Origin of the sequence: Nocardia arthritidis, assembly GCF_011801145.1 — a bacterium.
Lineage (GTDB): Bacteria > Actinomycetota > Actinomycetes > Mycobacteriales > Mycobacteriaceae > Nocardia > Nocardia arthritidis_A.
On record NZ_CP046172.1, the window covers coordinates 4,098,344 to 4,115,082 of the forward strand.

The 16,739-nt window shown below is 64.2% G+C and carries 15 protein-coding genes; 5 read left to right on the forward strand and 10 right to left on the reverse strand.

Going from position 1 to position 16,739, the window contains the following annotated elements; all coding sequences use genetic code 11:
• Positions 1-85: 85 nt before the first annotated feature.
• Together F5544_RS18450 and F5544_RS18455 are read right to left on the reverse strand one after the other, a co-directional pair.
• Positions 86-355, reverse strand: a complete 270-nt coding sequence (locus tag F5544_RS18450; protein ID WP_167474327.1) for a hypothetical protein — start codon at positions 353-355, stop codon at positions 86-88.
• 290 nt (positions 356-645) lie between these two features.
• Positions 646-1,617 (reverse strand): helix-turn-helix domain-containing protein, encoded by a 972-nt coding sequence (locus F5544_RS18455; RefSeq protein ID WP_167474328.1) that lies wholly within the window; start codon positions 1,615-1,617, stop codon positions 646-648.
• Between the two features lie 156 nt (positions 1,618-1,773).
• Here F5544_RS18455 and F5544_RS18460 point away from each other — a divergent pair, with 156 nt between their 5' ends.
• Positions 1,774-2,073: a DUF6506 family protein gene (locus tag F5544_RS18460; RefSeq protein ID WP_203217596.1), complete on the forward strand. Its 300-nt coding sequence runs from the start codon at positions 1,774-1,776 to the stop codon at positions 2,071-2,073.
• Positions 2,074-2,165: 92 nt separating this feature from the next.
• On the opposite strand, the gene F5544_RS18465 is transcribed toward F5544_RS18460, so the two are convergent.
• A complete protein-coding gene (locus F5544_RS18465) occupies positions 2,166-3,146 on the reverse strand; it encodes a hypothetical protein (RefSeq protein WP_238847316.1) in 981 nt (326 codons plus the stop codon).
• 271 nt (positions 3,147-3,417) lie between these two features.
• On the opposite strand from F5544_RS18465, the gene F5544_RS18475 reads away from it, so the two are divergent.
• Together F5544_RS18475 and F5544_RS18480 are read left to right on the forward strand one after the other, a co-directional pair.
• Positions 3,418-4,134: a hypothetical protein gene (locus F5544_RS18475; protein WP_203217597.1), complete on the forward strand. Its 717-nt coding sequence runs from the start codon at positions 3,418-3,420 to the stop codon at positions 4,132-4,134.
• Positions 4,135-4,454: 320 nt separating this feature from the next.
• The gene (locus F5544_RS18480) at positions 4,455-4,775 is read left to right on the forward strand and encodes a YbjQ family protein (RefSeq protein WP_203217666.1); all 321 of its coding nucleotides are present in this window, start codon (positions 4,455-4,457) and stop codon (positions 4,773-4,775) included.
• Between the two features lie 10 nt (positions 4,776-4,785).
• Here F5544_RS18480 and F5544_RS18485 read toward each other — a convergent pair whose 3' ends face one another.
• The 6 genes from F5544_RS18485 to F5544_RS18510 form a co-directional block, all read right to left on the reverse strand.
• A complete protein-coding gene (locus tag F5544_RS18485) occupies positions 4,786-7,110 on the reverse strand; it encodes a transketolase-like TK C-terminal-containing protein (protein WP_167474332.1) in 2,325 nt (774 codons plus the stop codon).
• Positions 7,111-7,275: 165 nt separating this feature from the next.
• Positions 7,276-8,715 carry a sodium:solute symporter family protein gene (locus tag F5544_RS18490; RefSeq protein ID WP_167474333.1) on the reverse strand — a complete coding sequence of 480 codons (1,440 nt, stop codon included), beginning with the start codon at positions 8,713-8,715 and terminating at the stop codon, positions 7,276-7,278.
• Positions 8,712-8,930, reverse strand: a complete 219-nt coding sequence (locus F5544_RS18495; protein WP_167474334.1) for a hypothetical protein — start codon at positions 8,928-8,930, stop codon at positions 8,712-8,714. The genes F5544_RS18490 and F5544_RS18495 overlap by 4 nt, the downstream gene beginning before the upstream one ends.
• Positions 8,914-10,128 (reverse strand): M20 metallopeptidase family protein, encoded by a 1,215-nt coding sequence (locus F5544_RS18500; RefSeq protein ID WP_167474335.1) that lies wholly within the window; start codon positions 10,126-10,128, stop codon positions 8,914-8,916. Before F5544_RS18500 ends, F5544_RS18495 begins: the two co-directional genes overlap by 17 nt.
• A 712-nt stretch (positions 10,129-10,840) precedes the next feature.
• Positions 10,841-11,800 (reverse strand): M64 family metallopeptidase, encoded by a 960-nt coding sequence (locus F5544_RS18505; RefSeq protein ID WP_167474336.1) that lies wholly within the window; start codon positions 11,798-11,800, stop codon positions 10,841-10,843.
• A 671-nt stretch (positions 11,801-12,471) separates the two neighbouring features.
• Complete coding sequence (locus tag F5544_RS18510) at positions 12,472-13,521, reverse strand: AraC family transcriptional regulator (protein WP_167474337.1); 1,050 nt, start codon at positions 13,519-13,521, stop codon at positions 12,472-12,474.
• 709 nt (positions 13,522-14,230) lie between these two features.
• Between F5544_RS18510 and F5544_RS18515 the strand changes: the two genes are divergently transcribed.
• Complete coding sequence (locus F5544_RS18515; RefSeq protein WP_167474338.1) at positions 14,231-14,833, forward strand: hypothetical protein; 603 nt, start codon at positions 14,231-14,233, stop codon at positions 14,831-14,833.
• 796 nt (positions 14,834-15,629) lie between these two features.
• Here F5544_RS18515 and F5544_RS18520 read toward each other — a convergent pair.
• Positions 15,630-16,100: a PPOX class F420-dependent oxidoreductase gene (locus F5544_RS18520; protein ID WP_167474339.1), complete on the reverse strand. Its 471-nt coding sequence runs from the start codon at positions 16,098-16,100 to the stop codon at positions 15,630-15,632.
• Positions 16,101-16,220: 120 nt separating this feature from the next.
• Here F5544_RS18520 and F5544_RS18525 point away from each other — a divergent pair, with 120 nt between their 5' ends.
• Positions 16,221-16,676 (forward strand): MarR family winged helix-turn-helix transcriptional regulator, encoded by a 456-nt coding sequence (locus tag F5544_RS18525; RefSeq protein WP_167474340.1) that lies wholly within the window; start codon positions 16,221-16,223, stop codon positions 16,674-16,676.
• The last annotated feature ends 63 nt before the right edge of the window (positions 16,677-16,739 follow it).

A 16,739-nucleotide genomic window follows, 5' to 3' on the forward strand; every position in this document is an offset into this window, starting at 1 on the left:
AAGCTAATTGCCTTGTCCATATGGTCGAGGCCCGTCGCGGTCGCGAACCGGAGCGATGGGTTATGACCTTCGGCGCGCCGAGTTCCTAGTCCGAGCCGATCACATCCCTTGGCGCGCAGACGAAGGTCTCGTGGTCCTTCTCGTCGGCGGCCAGGTTCTTGGTCCAGTCGGAGCAGACGGTGGGATTGCCCCGAGTGCGAACCGTGATGGTCGCCGGGCGATTACAGCGGTTGTGGTAGTAGACGGTGACGGTCGCGTTGTCGTCCTGCTCGTCGAAAGACCAAGAGATACAGCCCGAAACGCCTCGATCGGCGGAGGCGGTACCGGTGGCGATTCCGAGCCCGGCGGCTGCCATAGCAAATACCGTGGCAATCTTTACGATTCGCATAACATCCTTCGAATTGTTTTCGGGCATGAGCGCCCTCGGACCGCGCAGGACGGTTGTGCCCCCGACGATCGCACTTCTCCGTGCGAACGCCCCCGTACCCACACGATCAACGATGCTAGAAGTGGGCGGTGGGCCCGAATTGCCGGTGCGCGCACGAATGTTGTCGCCGCGCGCAGCACCTGCCCGGCCGCATAGCGGATGACCGTTCGGTGCAGCGACTTTCGGGCCTACGGTCATGTCCGCATGAGCCGATGGCATCACGCGCGAGGCTCCGATGGTGGTGTGCCATGGCGAATATCGCGGGGAGTGACGCCGAAACGGTGGCGGAAGGCGGTGCTGAAACTACTCGCGGAACCGAAACCCAGGTCCAGACCGACGGTGGCGATGCTCTGGTGGCGATACGCGGGACTTTGCAAACGGGCGCGCGCGAGCCGCAGGCGTTCTTCCTTGATGAGTTCGCGAGGTGTGGTGCCGCCGCGTTGGAGGGCGAGTTGAACCTGGCGCAGCGACCAGCCGAGGTCGCGGGCTACTTTGGCGCCGATCAGTTCGGGATCGTGGGCATGTTGTCGAATGTATTGGCGGACCGTTGCTTCCACGGCATCGAGGTGATGCGGTTCGGTGGGCTGGTCGCCGAGGATCTGCATGCACAGCAGTTCGACCAGTCGTTCGGCGACGGCGTCGAACTGGTGCTGGGTGAGGACGTCTCGTTCGGCGACCAAACCGGTGGCGAGATCCGCGACCACCCGTCCGATGCCCGATCCGAAATTCAGTAGCTGCGCCGGTTGCCTGCGGTCGAGGCGATGATCGATCTCGCTCCGGGGAATGGTCATGGTAAGGCCCTCGGTGCCATCGATCTGGCTGAAGGCGAACGGTTGATCGACGGTCACCAGACAGCCGATGCCCGGTGTCAGGGTCGCGGGCCGATCGGGCTGCCAGATCGCGACGCGCCCGGTGGTGGGCAGCATGAGGCGGTAGTCCTCGTCGGAATCGGCGCGCACGAGGCCAGGAGTGCGGTAATAGGTGACCGCATCGGCTCGCCAGCCGATGATCTGATAATTGGTGGTGCGCCGAAGTACGGTGTGCCCGTGAAAGTCTCGTCGGCGCGGGAAGGCGTGACCGATGCGACGGCCGTGGTGCGATTGAATCAGCGCGGCCCAGTAATCCATGCGCTCATGGGGAGCGACGGTCCGCGTCGTCGCGGACTCGACGAGATCGACTCCGTCGTTCATCGGCTTCCTCCTCGATAGTGGTCAGCTGAGAGCGCCACGCAGGATAGTTGGCCGACCTTGCGTGCGGCCACAACTTTTCTGCGTGTATCGAAAACGCTGGCCCCGCGCAGTAGCTATAGCGTCGAAATCTCGACTGACAGAAGAGGTTGCAAGACCATGGCGCTGACTCACTGGGGATTCATCTATATCGCGGACGGCTGCGATCCGACCCGCGACGTCTCCGTCATCGATACCGGCGCCAGCCGCACCGTATTGGTCGGTGTCGGCAAACCCGACCAAGCCCTCACTGTCGCAGCGAAATTGGTCGCCGACGGCGCCCAATTGATCGAGTTGTGCGGCGCATTCGGACCGACATGGACGGCGCTCGTGATAGAGGAGATCGACTCGGCGGTCCCCGTCGGCGCCGTCGGCTACGGACCCGAGGCAATCGGCCCACTGCACACACTGTTCGGCTGACTCACCCGCGGCGAACTGTCGATCGCCGAGCTGCCCGAAACCCGGAAATGCCCGTGCTTCGTTTCTGGTTGGATACCCCCTGGAAGCCTCGGTCAGCCCTCTGTTTCCGCGTCTTGGTCGAACCTGAATCCGAACTTCTGGCTGGGTCGATCGTGTTCGATGGTGATGTAGTAACCGTGCCGGAGGAAGAAGAATCCGAGGATGTTGGCCAATCGATCCAATACGACCCTGGAGAACCGGGCGAGCAGCCGAGTGATCTGTTCTGGTTCGAGGTCACCGAGCTGACCGGTCGCCGGGTCTCGGCGGCAGACGAGGGCCGGTCCGCGGACGAATACGCGTTGTGTGGGAATGAGTGTGGCGCAGATGTAGTCGGCCGTGTAGTTACGGTCGTCCGCCGATAACGGGTCGTGCAGCATGAGCATATCGGCGTCGAGTTCGCGGAACTCGACCCGAGCGAACGAAGTGCCGAGCCGGGCGGCGATCCAATCCTGTACCTGGTCCGAGGGCATGTGGACATGGTCGCCTACCGTGACCGGACCGGGTTGCGTGAGAATGCTTACGGTTTCAGGAATTTCGGCGGCGCGCGGGGAGTCCGTTTCGAGGTCCCGACCGAACCGCTCGATGATCCGGTCTATTTGCGCCACGAACAGATCGTGCACCATGCCGCTCTTGGAATCATTCCGGCAGAGCGCGACTGGACCGCGAATAGTGCCGGGAAGCGGTGCCGAATAGGCGTGGGCCATGCTGTTGGCAACGGTGTTCTGGTCCCGGTCGGAATATCGATCGAAATAGAGTCGTATTTGCGGTCCTAGCTGGATGTAGTCGATGGCCGCTGCCGCAAGTACGGTCCGCAACCAAGTTTCCGAATCGGTGGTGTCGAGCTCTCGATACTCGATATGGCGCGTTTCATGTATTACCACCGTGGCCGGTCGAGTGGCCATGTCTCCCCCCTGAAAGATAAGTCCCCGCGATGTATCCGAGAGCCGACGGCAGCCGTCATAAGGAATCAGGACGGCATAGCCGAGATGCACCCCAATGCTAGTGGTTTCGAAACCTGAGCAAATAAACCCCAATTCCGATGGGTTGACTGGTCTGCTCTTGGTAGTGGCCGAATTCCGGGGAGGACGGTACCGGCGTAGTGTCCATGGCCTCGTTGCGGCCGGTCGGGTTCGGCAGGCGATCCCGATGCGAGATTTGCATCGGGTGATGCGTAAACGGTTGCGCCACAATGCTGTTCACGCACTCGAATCCAGCGGGACAATAGTAGCCTGCGGTCAGCTGGTCGATGCCGAGATCGCTTGGGGTGCTGCGGTTTTCGGCTCCGAACAATAGGGGAGTATGCGCATGCGTTCGAGATTTGTAGTGATCGTGCTGTCGGCGACATTGTGGTCGATCGCGTGGAGCCCGGCGGCGCACGCATCGGTGATCTGGTCCGGCGATCCCGCCCAGGGCACCGGCGTGTTCGGGAACCTCAACTGTGATTCACCGGGCAGCATCACCGTCGGGCAGGATCCGGACCATGGCGCGGTCTGGCAGTACCAGAAACCGGCGGGCGACAATCGCTGTGAAAGCCATGGCATCTCGGTCGACGGGCAGAAATATCATTTCCAGAACGACTCGACCTACTATTTCGGCTGGTGGAGCAAGCTGAGCAGCTCGGCCGACGACAATGCCAACTTCCAGTGGAAGTCGTACGGGGACGGCATGACTCAGAACTGGCCGTTCGTCATCAAGGTGAAAGACGGACGCATGGTGGTGTTGCAGCGCCAGCCCGGCAACCAGCAGCAGATCGTCTGGACCTCGAACCCGATCACGACCGACACCTGGTATCACTATGTGGTCGGCCTCCATACGTCCGATGATCTGACCGGCGGCTGGATCCAGTTGTGGTTCAACGGCCAGCCCCAGACCTTCAGCGACGGCACCACCCAATACAGCTGTCGCACATGGGATGTCAGCAACGATCCGAAGTGGGGCGTCTACGGCGCGGAGGATACCGACTTCACCAATACCGTTGCGGGCCTGAAACTCGGCACCGGCTACGACGACGTCTCGAATTAGGGCCTGCGCTGCCTGGACGAGCGGAGGCCTGAGCGCCGGACGGGGAGCCATGCAGAGCAGGTGCCGACACCCGGACAAGGTCACTCGGGCACTTCTGACGGGCTCTGTTGCCATGGAGCCGAAGGATGACCCGGCACCGTTCTAGAGGAGGACGGCGGGTGATACCTGGGCCTCGACCAAAGTACGAATCGGGTCGGGACTCGTGGGCGATGTGGCGGCGGTATCGAATGCCGAAGATCTGAAGGGCACACATACCGATGGGAGGAACGTCTGTGAGTAGCAACGAGTTCGACGGTTACCGGAGTGCCGGGGCGGATCGCATGATCATCAGCACAATGAACGACCTGCCCGGCTACGAGGTGGTGGAGGTGCTGGGGGATGTCGTCGGCCTGACGGTCCGCAGCAGGCACCTGGGTTCGCAGATCGGTGCGGGCATCAAGTCCATGTTCGGCGGCGAGCTCAAGGGCATGACGAAGATGTTGTACGACAGCAGGATCGAGGCCAGGGACCGGTTGATCGAGAACGCACGGGAGCAGGGCGCGCACGCCGTACTCGCAATGCGCTTCGACGCCAACGACTTCGGCGGCGACGGCCAGGAGATCTGCGCCTACGGCACCGCGGTCAGGATCCGGAAGCTGTAGTGTCCGTTGATCATTCGACGAGGTCCAGCGCGGCCCGCACGATGCTGTCGGTATCGATGCCGTGGTGGCGGTAGACGTCGTCGAGCGATCCGGACTGTCCGAACGCGCTGACCCCGAGGGCGGCCGCGGCCACGGAGTTGACCCCGGCGAGGAATGCGAGGGTGTGCGGGTGGCCGTCGAGAACGGTCACCATCGGCGTGGCCCGCTCGGCCGGGAAGATCTGGCCGAGGATCCACGACGGACCGTCCGCCAGCCCGCGCCGGGCCTGCAACGCCCGGAACAGCAGGCCGGGACTGGTGACGCACACGACGTCGGCGGCAATGCCTTGTTCGGCGAGTCGGTCTGCGGCGCAAAGGGTTTCGGTGATCATCGCACCCATGCCCACCAGGGTGACGGCGGGGTTCGCCGGATGCCGCAGGACGTACCCGCCCGCGACGACCTGCCGACGCCGGCGCTCCCGTGCCGCGGCATCGCCCGGCACCGCGGCCAGCGTCTGATCCACCGGCCGGGTCGACAGGCGCAGATAGGTGGAGCTGCCATCCGGTCGGCCCAAGCGGCGGATGGCGTCGAGCAGGGACCATTCGACATCGATCGCGAAGGCCGGTTCGTATCCGACGCATCCCGGCTGCTCCAGTCCGATTGATGGGGTCGTGATCGATTGGTGCGCACCGCCTTCCGCGGCGAGGGTCACCCCGGACGGGGTGCCGACCAGGATCGACCGGCCGCCCGCGTAGATACCGTACGACCAGGGCTCCAACGCCCGCTGGATGAACGGGTCGTACATGACGCCGATCGGGAAAAGCGGCTGGCCCCAACGGCTCCAGGTCGCGCCGAGCTCACCGATCAGCCCGACGAGATTCGTTTCGGCGATACCGAGTTCCATATGCTGACCGGCCGGTGTCTCCCGCCAGTGCATGATGGTCTCGGCGTCGTCGGCGAACCAGTCCCGCCGTTCGTTCGGCGACCACACGCCGACCTTGTTCAGCCAGCCGGCCAGATTCGTCGTCGAGCTGACATCCGGACTCACCGTGACGACTCGCCGAGCGGCCTCGGGCGCCGCCCTGCGCAGATCGAGCAGCACCCGCCCGAGCGCCGCCTGGGTCGACGAGGTGCCCGCGGGTGTGCGGCCGATATCGGTGGGCACCGTCGGAGGCGCTGTGGGAGTGGGATTTTCGCGGCTGAGCCGTTGCGCCGTTGCCAGGCATCGAGCCGCGGCGGCGCTGTCGGGGGCGAACCGCGTCCACGGATTCGCCGGATCCACGCCGAGTTCGGCGGCCAGTTGTTCGTACTGCCGCACCGTCAGCAGTGACGAATGATTTTGCGGGTGGCCCTGTGTCGGCAGTCCGTAGCCCTTGATGGTGTAGGCGATGATCACCGTTGGCCGGGTGTCATCGATCTGCGCATATGCCTCGCGCAGCGCGTCCAGATCGTGGCCGCCGAGGTTGCGGATGGCGCGCGTCAGGGTCGAGTCGTCGAGATCGCCGATGAGCGCACCGATTTCGGCGGCATCGGATCCGTTGCCGGGCAGTCGCTTTCGGATCTCCTCGGCATCGCACCGCAGCAGCCGTTGATATTCCGGATTGGGCATATCGAGGATCCGGGTGCGCAGCGCCTGTCCGCCGGGCCTGGTGAACAGTGACTCGAGCAGCGCGCCGAAGGTCACGGTGATCACCTGCCAACCGGCGGCGGTGAACATACCCGCGAGGCGGCCCGCGGCGATATTGGGCACGACCCGATCCAGCGACTGCCGATTCAGATCGACGATCCAGACGATTTCGCCGAGTTCGGTGACCGAGGGGTCCAGGATGGCCTCCCACACCGCGCCCTCGTCCAGCTCGGCGTCGCCGACCAGCGAGTACTGCCGACCGGTTCCGGCTCGGCCGAATGCGGCCTCGACGTACCGGCGCGCGATGGCGCCCCAGATCGGCGCGGTCGCCCCGATGCCGACCGAACCGGTCGAATAGTCGACGGTGTCAGGGTCTTTCGCCCGGCTGGGGTAACTCTGCAGACCGCCGAATTCGCGTAGCGTCGTCATCTGGGTGTCGTCGAGTTCACCGAGCAGATAATTGATCGCGTGCAGGACCGGGGAGGCGTGCGGTTTGACCGACACCCGGTCGCCCGGCCCCAGCTGTTCGAACCACAGCGAGGTCATGATCGACACCATCGATGCGCACGAGGCCTGGTGGCCGCCGACCTTCAAGCCCGACGGATTGGGCCGAATCCTATTGGCGTGGTGGATCATCGACGTCGACAACCACAGCACGCGCCGCTCGATCTCCGCGAGCGCGTCCGTGGCCTGCCGGGTGGACGGGGCGTCGAGCGTCCAGGCGGTCATTGCTGTGGTCCTTTCGACAAGGTTCCGGCGCCTGATCCGAGCTGCGTGTGCAGAACTCCGCCCATAGCCGATCATCGACGCACAGTTTGGGCAATAGTGGTCGCGAAAATTGAGCATTCTGCACGCCGTGGCGCGCAGGCGGCAGGCTGGAGGTTGGCAGTATGGTCAGGCCACCGGACTGCTCTGCGCACGCTCCGGTACCGGATGACGCGCCCGCCGGACGGATATCTCGACCAGCGCTGCCACCAGGATGTTGATACCGAGTGCCGGGATTCCCGCGTTCACATTCGCCAGACCGATTTTCCACAGCGTCACCCAGATGACGAACGCTTCTCCCGCGACGATGCCCGCGATGATCGCCGGTGCGCTGAGCCGCGGCCGTTCCCGCAGGCCGGCCACCAGACCCGGGGCGAATTGCACCAACCCGCTGTAGGTGAGCAGCAGCAGGTTGGCCAGTGCGTTCGGCCGGACCAGGTCCAGGACCAGTGCCAGCGCCAGAATCACCACGACCGCACCATGATTGGTGAAGAACTGCACCCGTGGGTTGCTCGTGCGAATTACGTTGCGGGCCATGTTCGACGACATGCCCAGGATCATGGCCGACGCCGGGACCATCGCCGCGGCGGCGCCCGCGACGGCGATGAGGCCGACCAGCCAGCCCGGCAGCGCCAGCGACGTCAGGGTGAGCAGCGCACCGTTGGCCGACGATCCCTTCGGCAGCGCCAGAATCGCCACGAATCCGATCATGATGGGCAGGATCAGCGTGATCTGGTACAGCGGCAACAGAATCCAATTGCGGCGCAGGCTTTTCACGCTGTCCGCGGACAGCACCGCGGGCCAGGTGTGCGGAAAGGTGAACAGCGCGACGCCGATCGTGCTGGCGATCATGCTGGTGGTCCACCACACCCGATCGTTGGTGCCGCGATGCACGGTGAGCAGGTCCGGGTGCAGGCGCGAAACCTCGTGGAAGGCATGGCCGAGCCCGCCGGTGAAGTGCAGCGGAATCGCCACCGCGAGCACAACGACGGCGATCAGCATCAGCGCGTCCTTCAGATACGAGGTGTTCGCGGTGCCCCGGATCCCGGCCCACAGCACGAAGGCCGCGGTCAGCACGGTTCCGATGACCTCGCCCCAGATCCCGGATCCGGTGTCGTGGGTGACCAGCTTGATGATCAGCCCCATCCCGGCGATCTGCAGCTGCAGGTAGGGCAGCATGAAGACCACCGCGAACAGTGCCACGAGCGTGCCGAGAGCCTTGCTGCCGTAGCGCTTTTCGTAGAAGTCGGCCTGGGTGATGTATCCGTCCCGGCGGCCGAGCCGCCAGATCCGCGGCCCGATGAAGTACCAGACGACGCAGGCTATCGGGACATAGGGAATCGCGTAGGTGGCCGCGACGCCGCCGCTGAAGGCGAGTCCGGCCATACCGAGGAAGGTGAAGGTGGTGAAGACCTCGCCGGCCTGGAGGAACCAGATCGTGACGGCGCCGAAACGCCGTCCGCCCAAAGACCATTCGGCCAGATCGAGGGTGGGCTTGCGGCGGCCGAGCAGACCCACCGCGGCGATCACCACCATACCGAGCAGTGCTACTACCAGTACGACGCTCATTCCGGATCCTTCTTCTCCAACACCCGGGTGCGTCCGAATTCGACGGCGGCCAAGGCCGGAACGATCATCAGAACCCAGAACGAGGTCCACACCAGCATCGCGGGCAGGCCCAGCCACAGGTGGGCGGAATTGACCATCGGCAGGAAAGGGGTGGCCACCAGTGCCGTCGTGGGGATCAGCGGTAGCAACAGCAACAGGTCACGACTGGTTCGCATGTGCGGCCTCTCGCTCCAGTCGCCGAATCGCCAACTCGGCCAGCAACGTTGCGCCATCGGGCAGCACAGCGTCGTCGAAGATTGCATAGGGCGAATGGTTGGACGGCGCGGTCTGTGGGTCGGTGCCCTCCGGCGCGGCGCCGAGCATGGCGAAACTGCCTGGCACAGCGTCCAATACGCGGGAGAAATCCTCGGATGCGGTGAGCGGGTTCGCCATCGGCTGGAAGCGCTCGGGGCCGAAGACTTCGGCGACGGTCTCGGTGAGGAAGTCGGTCTCGGCGGAATCGGTTGCCGTCACCGGGTATTCGTTCGCGTACTCGACGTCGACCTCGAGTCCGTGCGCGGCGGCGATCCCACGGACGACGGCAACCGCGGCATCGGTGATGCGGGCCTGGGCGGTTCGGGTGAAGCTGCGCACGGTCGCCTCGAAGAAGGCGGTGTCGGGAATGATGTTGCGTTTGGTGCCCGCCTGTACGAGACCGATGGTGAGCACCACCGGGTCGAACACATCGAATTGGCGGGTGACGATGGTCTGCAGTGCGGTGATCATCTCCGCCATGGCGGGTACCGGATCCTTCGCCCGGTATGGCGCCGACCCGTGCCCGCCCGCGCCGCGAACCGTGACGGTGAGACGGTCGGAGGCGGACAGCATCGGCCCGGTTCGTGATGCGAAAACGCCCCGCGGGAAACTCGCCGCGGAGACGTGCAACCCGTAGGCGGCACTGACCCGCCGGCCCGCGCCGTCCAGCACGCCCTCCGACAACATCGCGCCGGCCCCGTCCCACCCCTCTTCCCCGGGCTGAAACATGAAAACGACATCGCCGCAAAGGGTTTCGCGCCGCGCGGCCAGCAGATGCGCCGCGCCGACCAGCATAGCCACGTGCAGATCGTGGCCGCAGGCGTGCATGGTGTCGCCGGTCTGGGAAGCGTAGGACACATCGGCCCGCTCGGTGAGCGGCAGCGCGTCCATATCGCCGCGGAGCAGTACCGCGGGGCCGCCGGGCCTGCCGCGCAGCACCGCGGTCACCGAGGTGAGCGCGCTTCCGGTGCTGATCTCCAGCGGCAGGTCCGCGAGCGCGGTGAGCACCCGCTCCTGAGTTCGTGGCAGATCGAGTCCGACCTCCGGTATTCGATGCAGGTCACGCCGCAGGCGAACGAGGTCGGGGGATAGCGCGGATGCATCGTCACGCAGGGCCATGGCGCAGCCTCTCGTCGAGCAAAGTTCGGTGCACAGCACCGAACTGGTGAACAGAGTTGTGATCTTCCCCGCACAGCAGCGGGCGCACAAGATCGAACCCACGGCGCGTTCGCGGCAGGGAAGCCCGGCTCGACGGCGGTGACCTCACATCATCGGATAAGAATCGAGGAAAGTCGTCCAAGCTTTGGGCGCTCACTTCGCCTGACGGCCTTCGGTCGAACAGTAGCCACTCGATTCATCAATACCGATAACACTTGGTAGGCCATCATATTCGCCAATTTTCAGGCGGCCGGGAATAGCGCGGAACCAATAAGGCGAATATCGCCTCGTTCGGCGGCGATCCGGGCCGCGTGACCATCGGCGTCCCATCGGAGGACTGGCATCCCTTCCGCGACGACAACGACCTGCGCGTATTCGGCCCTCCGGCGTCGCGCGACACGACCGTCCTGGAGGCGTGGAGCTACTGACCGACACCCACACCGCCGCCGAGGGTCCTGAACAATGCACGGGCTCCCGACCGGGCAACCGGTGCACTTCAGCACCTTGCTACAGCATCTCAACGGCACTTTCGGGATCGACCGAGTCGGCGGGACCAGCTTGGCCGCATCGCTGTTCGCCGTTATGGAGGCTGGCATCGTGCAGAGGCGCGGCGGCCGTCCGATCGGTTTCGCCAACTCGGTCTCTATCGGCTCGCTGATCCCTGCGGCCCGGATCAGGGTTGGCTGGTCGGATTCTTGCGCTCGATCGCGGCTTTCATCGCGTCCAGGCCGATCAGGTTGTACGGATGGCCCAGCGTCCGCATCAGCGAGTTCTCCGTCGGCCGGTACACGCCGTACTTGTGGTAGACCGCGCCCTCGTAGGTGTCGACCACACCGCCGTCGGGCGACTGCTTGCCCAGATACCGGTACCACTTGGTCTGGTTCTGCTGCATCTGTGCGGCGGTGTAGGTGGAGGCGTTGGGTTCGCGCGGCTCCGGCCCGGTATAGGTGTCGTCGGGGTAGTCGTACTCGTCGGCCAGGCCGCCGATGGAGTGCCCGAGCTCGTGCAGCACGATTTGTCCTGCCTTGACGTTCTGGCCGGACGATGTCGCGACCCGTCCGCCCGCGCCGCCGTACTTGGTGGTGTTGGCCAGCGCGATCACCTGGTCGGCCGCGGGCGCGAGCCCGGCGAACTGCAATGCCTTGGTCTCGTTGACGCACAGCAGACGTTCGATGCCGTCGCACCAGAACGTCATTTCCAGGGCGGTGCTCCGGTGGGTGCCCTGCGGATCGTTGGAGACGCCCGACTCCTGGGACACCACGTTGACCGCCCAGACGTCGAAGGAGTTCTGCTCCGATTTGAACGGTTCGACCTGGATCATCTCGTTCCACCGGTTGAGCACGTCTTGCTTGTACTTGTCCAGTTCATCCGAGGTGTACCCGTCACCGACGAACACCAGGTCGAACCGTTGATCGGACGGCCCGGTCACCTGGATCGGTACGACGTCGGCCCGCACGGCGGACTGCGGCGCCGGGACTTCGTCGTGGACGGGCGTGACAACACGGCTGATAGTGCCGTCCTCCGAGAACACTTCCCGCTCCTGCTGCGCAGTTGCCGATCCGGGAGCGGCGGACAGTCCGGCGATGGCCAACGCACAGACAGCGATCGTGGACAGATATCTTGACAAGGGCATGACGGAACTCCTGGAGTGAGTCACGAATTCGATCCGGACAGCGGCGTTCTGTACGTCGGTGTGCCGAATTCTCCGTCAAGGAACCATATTTGGGCGATGATCTCGACTGGGGGGCAGTGGGGAGTGACTGGCCGTTCGACGAAAGTTGTACTGTGCCTTCAGTAATAGCGCGACGAACCGGAGATGGGCAGATCCGCCTGGCCATACCAGTGAGGTTAGCCAGAGTATTGCGGAAGTCTCGGTAACTGCCGTGGAGTGGAAAATGCCGTACTGCGCGGGACTGTTCGGCATATCCATGTCGTCGCGTCCACCTCGGGAAGATGTATTTGTTTGGGACATCACGACTCTTCGTATTTGGTCTACTTGTCAACCCGACCTTCCCCTGTGCTGGGGTGGATCGATAGCGGGTATCCGTCTTGATTGAGCCCGATGTGAACAAAGTTGGCATTTGTCCTATTCGTCATTCATCTGTCGAATCTCGAGAAGTTCGAGCGAATAGGAGAACGCCGCGGAGGTGAGCGATGAGCGAATGTCCGGCCTAGAAGAGGGCGGGCGAATCGATCGGCGAGTTGTCGTCGTTGGAGCGGGGTGCGGATCCCCGTATTCGTTCGGGGCAGCGTCGCTTTTGCCGGTCACTTCGAGAACGGTCGGACCGGGCGGCCGGCGCGAGGCTAATGCGGGCGTGCTTTCGGAATCGTTCGATGCGTGCGGCGGAAATCGCTGGGCGGATGGCCGTTCCACCGCACATAGGCGCGCCGGAACTCGCGCACATCGCCGTATCCGGTTTCCGCGGCGATCTGCGTGACCGTCAAGAGGGTCTCCTCCAGCAGGATCGCCGCACGCCGTTGCCGCACACGGTCGCGAATGTCGTTGAATCGCTCACCGGCGGCATTCAACTGCCTGCGCAGAGTTCGTTCGGTCAGACACAGGCGGTCGGCGACCTCGACCATCGTGATCTGGCTGCGCAGGTTCTCGGCCACGATGGCTTCGACCGCCGCGACTACGTCCTGGCGGGCGTTACCGTCATCCAGAAGCCGGTAACAGGCTTCGACGGCTGCGAGCCGGTTGGCCTCGTTGCGCGTGGCGATCTTCCGCTCGAGCATCCGGGTGGCGAAGCTTACTGTGTTGGTCGGAGCGTCGAATACCACTGGGCAGCGGAATATCCGCTGATATTCGGCGGAATAGTCCGGTTTCGGGTAGCCGACCGTGATTCGTGTCGGCGCGGCGTCCTCGCCGAGCAACGACCGCGAGAACAGAGTCGCGGCGGATAGGAATTCTTCGCACAGGAACGGGAGGAGTTCGGGGTCGGCCATGCGCTCCTGGAGTTGCACGGTGGTCGCCTCCCCACGGCCGGTCAGTTCGAAGTTGAGCAGGCTGCCGGCGCATCGGTGCAGCTCGAGTGCCAGCTCGAGGGCCTCGGCGGCGGTCTTGCAGGACCGGATCGCGAAACCGAGCAGACCGAACGCGTCGCGGGCGTCGCGCGCACCCACCCGCAATCCGATCGGTTCGCCGGGGAACGTCCGTAGTGCCCGCCGGATGACCGTCGTGGCTTGCCGGAAGGACACCCTGGCATCCGGAGTGGTCAGCTGGTCGGGCGATACGCCGGTGCCGGCGAACCATGGGCCGACGTCGTATCCACGCTCGGCGGCAACGGCGCGCAGTCGGGCCAGAATCGTTGGCGGGATGGTGGCCTCACACAGTTCGGAGTCACGGATCTCCATCGGAACGCCTCCTTTCTCGCGTTCGGCACCTGCGCCGCTGTCCCGGAAGCAGGAGGAGATCTGAGGTAGTTGGCCAGCGGCTGGTTTGCTGATGTCGTCGTGTCTCTGGTTCGACCATCGTTCGCGGTGTCTTTGTCCAGGTCAAGCCACTCTGTGTAGATAGCCGAGTATTCGCTGGTCGATGGGCGTTTCCGCGTGATCCGGACTCTCTGGTTGCTCGTCGTTATCTGGAACCGCTTGCCTGCGATTCTGGTAGCTGATCTCGAAGATCGCGGGATCACCTGCCGACCGGTGACGGCGGCGAGGGCCGCAACGGTCAATACGGGGGAGTAGCGGACAGATCGGCCGGGCTGGGAATCGTATGTGGTGGCGCCGACCGTCCCGAATGCATTTTTGACGGAAAAGATATCGACCCCGCTGTCCGGTGAAACCCGGATCTGTCCGGTGCTGCCCTGCCCGCGATAACTGCGCGACGGATATGTTCAAAAAATGAAATCAGCTAATTATTAGCAATTTCATATGAAGTTGCGATTGCCGCTATCCTCCGGGAATTTACCGGGCTTGTGGGCAATCAGCATATCCGCAGCGACAGGAGATTTTATTCCCGATCGTCGGCAAAGGCGATGAGAAATTGCTGTCGATCTGTCGCGATTGGATTCCCCATCCGCAAATGAGCTGGATCGTCAGTCGAACGGAAGGTTGTGATCGCATGAAGATCAAGAAGTTCATGGCTACATCGGTTCTCGCCATAGCGGCAACCGGCATCGCGTCCACCGTCGCACACGCCGACCCCGCGGCCGCCTCCCCGCTGAGCGGTACCGACCAGGGGATCGCGTACACCACATCGCTGGCCGATAACCATATGGGTGTGACGACCCATCTGACCGGCGGGTCGTTCTCGGTATCGAATGGTCAACTGGCCGTGAAGAACTCCGACGGCGCAACGGTCGAACACGCGCCGCTGAGCTATCAGGTCGCCGGGCGTACGGTCGGCCTGACGCCGCAGGTGAGCGCGGACGGCAGCACCCTGACACTGGGTACCCCGGACTGGAACGCCCCGGTCAACGGCGCGACATTCGACAACGGCATGCGCGATGTCGTGATGCCGCAGGTGCGGGCCAGCCTGCCCGGTGAACACCAGGTCGGCCTGATCGGCGCCTCGGCGGGCGCGATCATCGGCGTCGCGATCGGCGCCTGCGTCGGCTTCGCACTGGGCCTGCCGTTCTTCGTCGTGGGCGCCATCCCCGGCATGTTCATCGGCGGCGCGGTCGGCGGCGCGATCGGCGCCGTGGTCGGTGCCATCGTGCTCTGACGATCAACCGCCGGGCGCCGACGTCGTGCGGGCTGCGAACCATTCGCAGCCCGCACGCCGACCTGATCTATGCACTGTCCGTCCGAGCCGCGCTACCGACAGTGGCCTGCCGTTGAATTCCCGGGCCGAACCAACCGTCGACGCGGTGAGCTTCCGAGGCCGGTCCTGGCTGCCTCGGTCTCGATGAGGAGGTCGGGAGTCGGCAGCGGAAGCAGGCCGCGGCCCCGTGCGGTCTCGATTTGATCAAAGTATGCGCTCGGAAAAGTTGTTTCCGCCCCCATCGCGGCCATTTCCGATCTGCGGAAGTTAGCATGACCGCGCACGAAGTCTCTCATACGATTCGGAAGCGTAATCGGGACTCTTCGAGGGAGATGGAAATGGATGATAACGAGCTCACCGACAAATCTCCATCGGGTCGGTACATGACCGGGGCGCCCGAGTTCGAGCCACCACGCGCCCCGGGAATGGATATCGTGTCAGCGTCGGAGACCGAAATGGGCGATGCCTGCTGGGAGTTCCGATGCGAAGTCTGGCATCGCGCGGGAGAATATTTGAACCGAGCCGGGCAGGTGCATTAAGACCGTGTCTCATGTCGCTGATTTCGCCAGTTTCTGTAGCAGATCAACGCCGCAGCCAGGGTGAGGAAGCCGAGGCGTTCCGATTTGCGCCGACGCCGGCCACGCCGCGACCGCACATCCGGTACCGCCTTCGCCTCGTACACCAGGCCGAAACGATCACATCAGCGTGCCGAGCGGGCGGCGCTCGAGGAGCGTGTCCGCGGGGTCTGGGCGCAAGGTCAGGCTATGACGTGAGCGGGCTGGATGTGGAGGATCACCCGCTCGACATTCCGTCTCTGCTCGTAGGGGTAGGTGTCCAGATCCAGGTATTTGCGTGCCAATTGGTCCAGGAATGCTTTCTCGGGATCTGGCTCGATCTTGACGACACGGCCGCGGACTTCCAGGTAGCGATAGGGGTCGTCGGGATCGAGGATCGAGACCGACACCCGCGGATCCCGCTGGATGTTGCGGTATTTCTGCCGGTCGGTGCCGGTCGAGACGAGCAGCCGCCCGTGGGCGGCATCGAAGTCGAACCATACCGGGTGTGATTGCGGCTCACCGTCGGGCCCCAGAGACGCCAGGTGCGCGAAGCCCTTCTTGTACAGGATGTCGGTGTGGCTGCTGGAGATCGTGGCAGGCCGTGTGTTCCCGTGGCGTGTTCGCCGGTTGATGTCGTCGAGATCGTCCGCCGTGTTGCGGCTCTCAGCCATCGTTGCCCCTTGCCGTCGTGAATATGGAGCCGAAGCCGGGCGACCGCACCCTTTCGGGGGGATCACTCACCTTCGGTATGTCAGCATGTTGACATACAGATTCTGTGTCAACATGCTGACATGAGTCAAGAGGAGACCGTGGGCGAACTAGAGCAGTCGGTGGGCTATGTCCTCAAACAGGCCCAGGCCGCGCTGCACTCCGCGATGGACGCGGCGCTGCGGCCGCTGGAGCTGACCGTCTCGCAATACGCCTGCCTCGAACTGCTCGGCCAGAACCCCGGAATATCCAACTCCGAACTCGCCCGTGGCGCGTTCGTCACCCGCCAATCAATGAACCTCGTCCTGCGCGGATTACAAGACCGTGGCCTGCTCACCCGACCCGAGCAAGCCCCCCACGGCCGCGTGCTGCCCACCCGGCTCACAACCTCCGGGCAGGAAAAACTGCACGCCGCCAGCGTGGCCGTGCGCGCCATCGAACGGCAAATGTTCTCCCCACTGTCCGCGGAAGAACAACGTCGGCTGCGCAACGACCTTGCCGTCTGTGTTGCCGCCATTCCCCCGGCCGCACCCAAGTAGGAACCCAGCCACTACGGCACCGCCCTCGCCGCCGCATCGGTCCGCTGCAGAAGACCGGCGAAA

Bases quoted from the DNA above. Each gene is read 5' to 3' on its own strand.
- F5544_RS18500 (WP_167474335.1), bottom strand. From the start codon at position 10,128: ATGGCCCTGCGTGACGATGCATCCGCGCTATCCCCCGACCTCGTTCGC.
- F5544_RS18525 (WP_167474340.1), top strand. From the start codon at position 16,221: ATGAGTCAAGAGGAGACCGTGGGCGAACTAGAGCAGTCGGTGGGCTAT.
- F5544_RS18505 (WP_167474336.1), bottom strand. From the start codon at position 11,800: ATGCCCTTGTCAAGATATCTGTCCACGATCGCTGTCTGTGCGTTGGCC.
- F5544_RS18460 (WP_203217596.1), top strand. From the start codon at position 1,774: ATGGCGCTGACTCACTGGGGATTCATCTATATCGCGGACGGCTGCGAT.
- F5544_RS18515 (WP_167474338.1), top strand. From the start codon at position 14,231: ATGAAGATCAAGAAGTTCATGGCTACATCGGTTCTCGCCATAGCGGCA.
- F5544_RS18520 (WP_167474339.1), bottom strand. From the start codon at position 16,100: ATGGCTGAGAGCCGCAACACGGCGGACGATCTCGACGACATCAACCGG.
- F5544_RS18450 (WP_167474327.1), bottom strand. From the start codon at position 355: ATGGCAGCCGCCGGGCTCGGAATCGCCACCGGTACCGCCTCCGCCGAT.
- F5544_RS18480 (WP_203217666.1), top strand. From the start codon at position 4,455: ATGATCATCAGCACAATGAACGACCTGCCCGGCTACGAGGTGGTGGAG.
- F5544_RS18455 (WP_167474328.1), bottom strand. From the start codon at position 1,617: ATGAACGACGGAGTCGATCTCGTCGAGTCCGCGACGACGCGGACCGTC.
- F5544_RS18490 (WP_167474333.1), bottom strand. From the start codon at position 8,715: ATGAGCGTCGTACTGGTAGTAGCACTGCTCGGTATGGTGGTGATCGCC.
- F5544_RS18510 (WP_167474337.1), bottom strand. From the start codon at position 13,521: ATGGAGATCCGTGACTCCGAACTGTGTGAGGCCACCATCCCGCCAACG.
- F5544_RS18475 (WP_203217597.1), top strand. From the start codon at position 3,418: ATGCGTTCGAGATTTGTAGTGATCGTGCTGTCGGCGACATTGTGGTCG.
- F5544_RS18495 (WP_167474334.1), bottom strand. From the start codon at position 8,930: ATGCGAACCAGTCGTGACCTGTTGCTGTTGCTACCGCTGATCCCCACG.
- F5544_RS18485 (WP_167474332.1), bottom strand. From the start codon at position 7,110: ATGACCGCCTGGACGCTCGACGCCCCGTCCACCCGGCAGGCCACGGAC.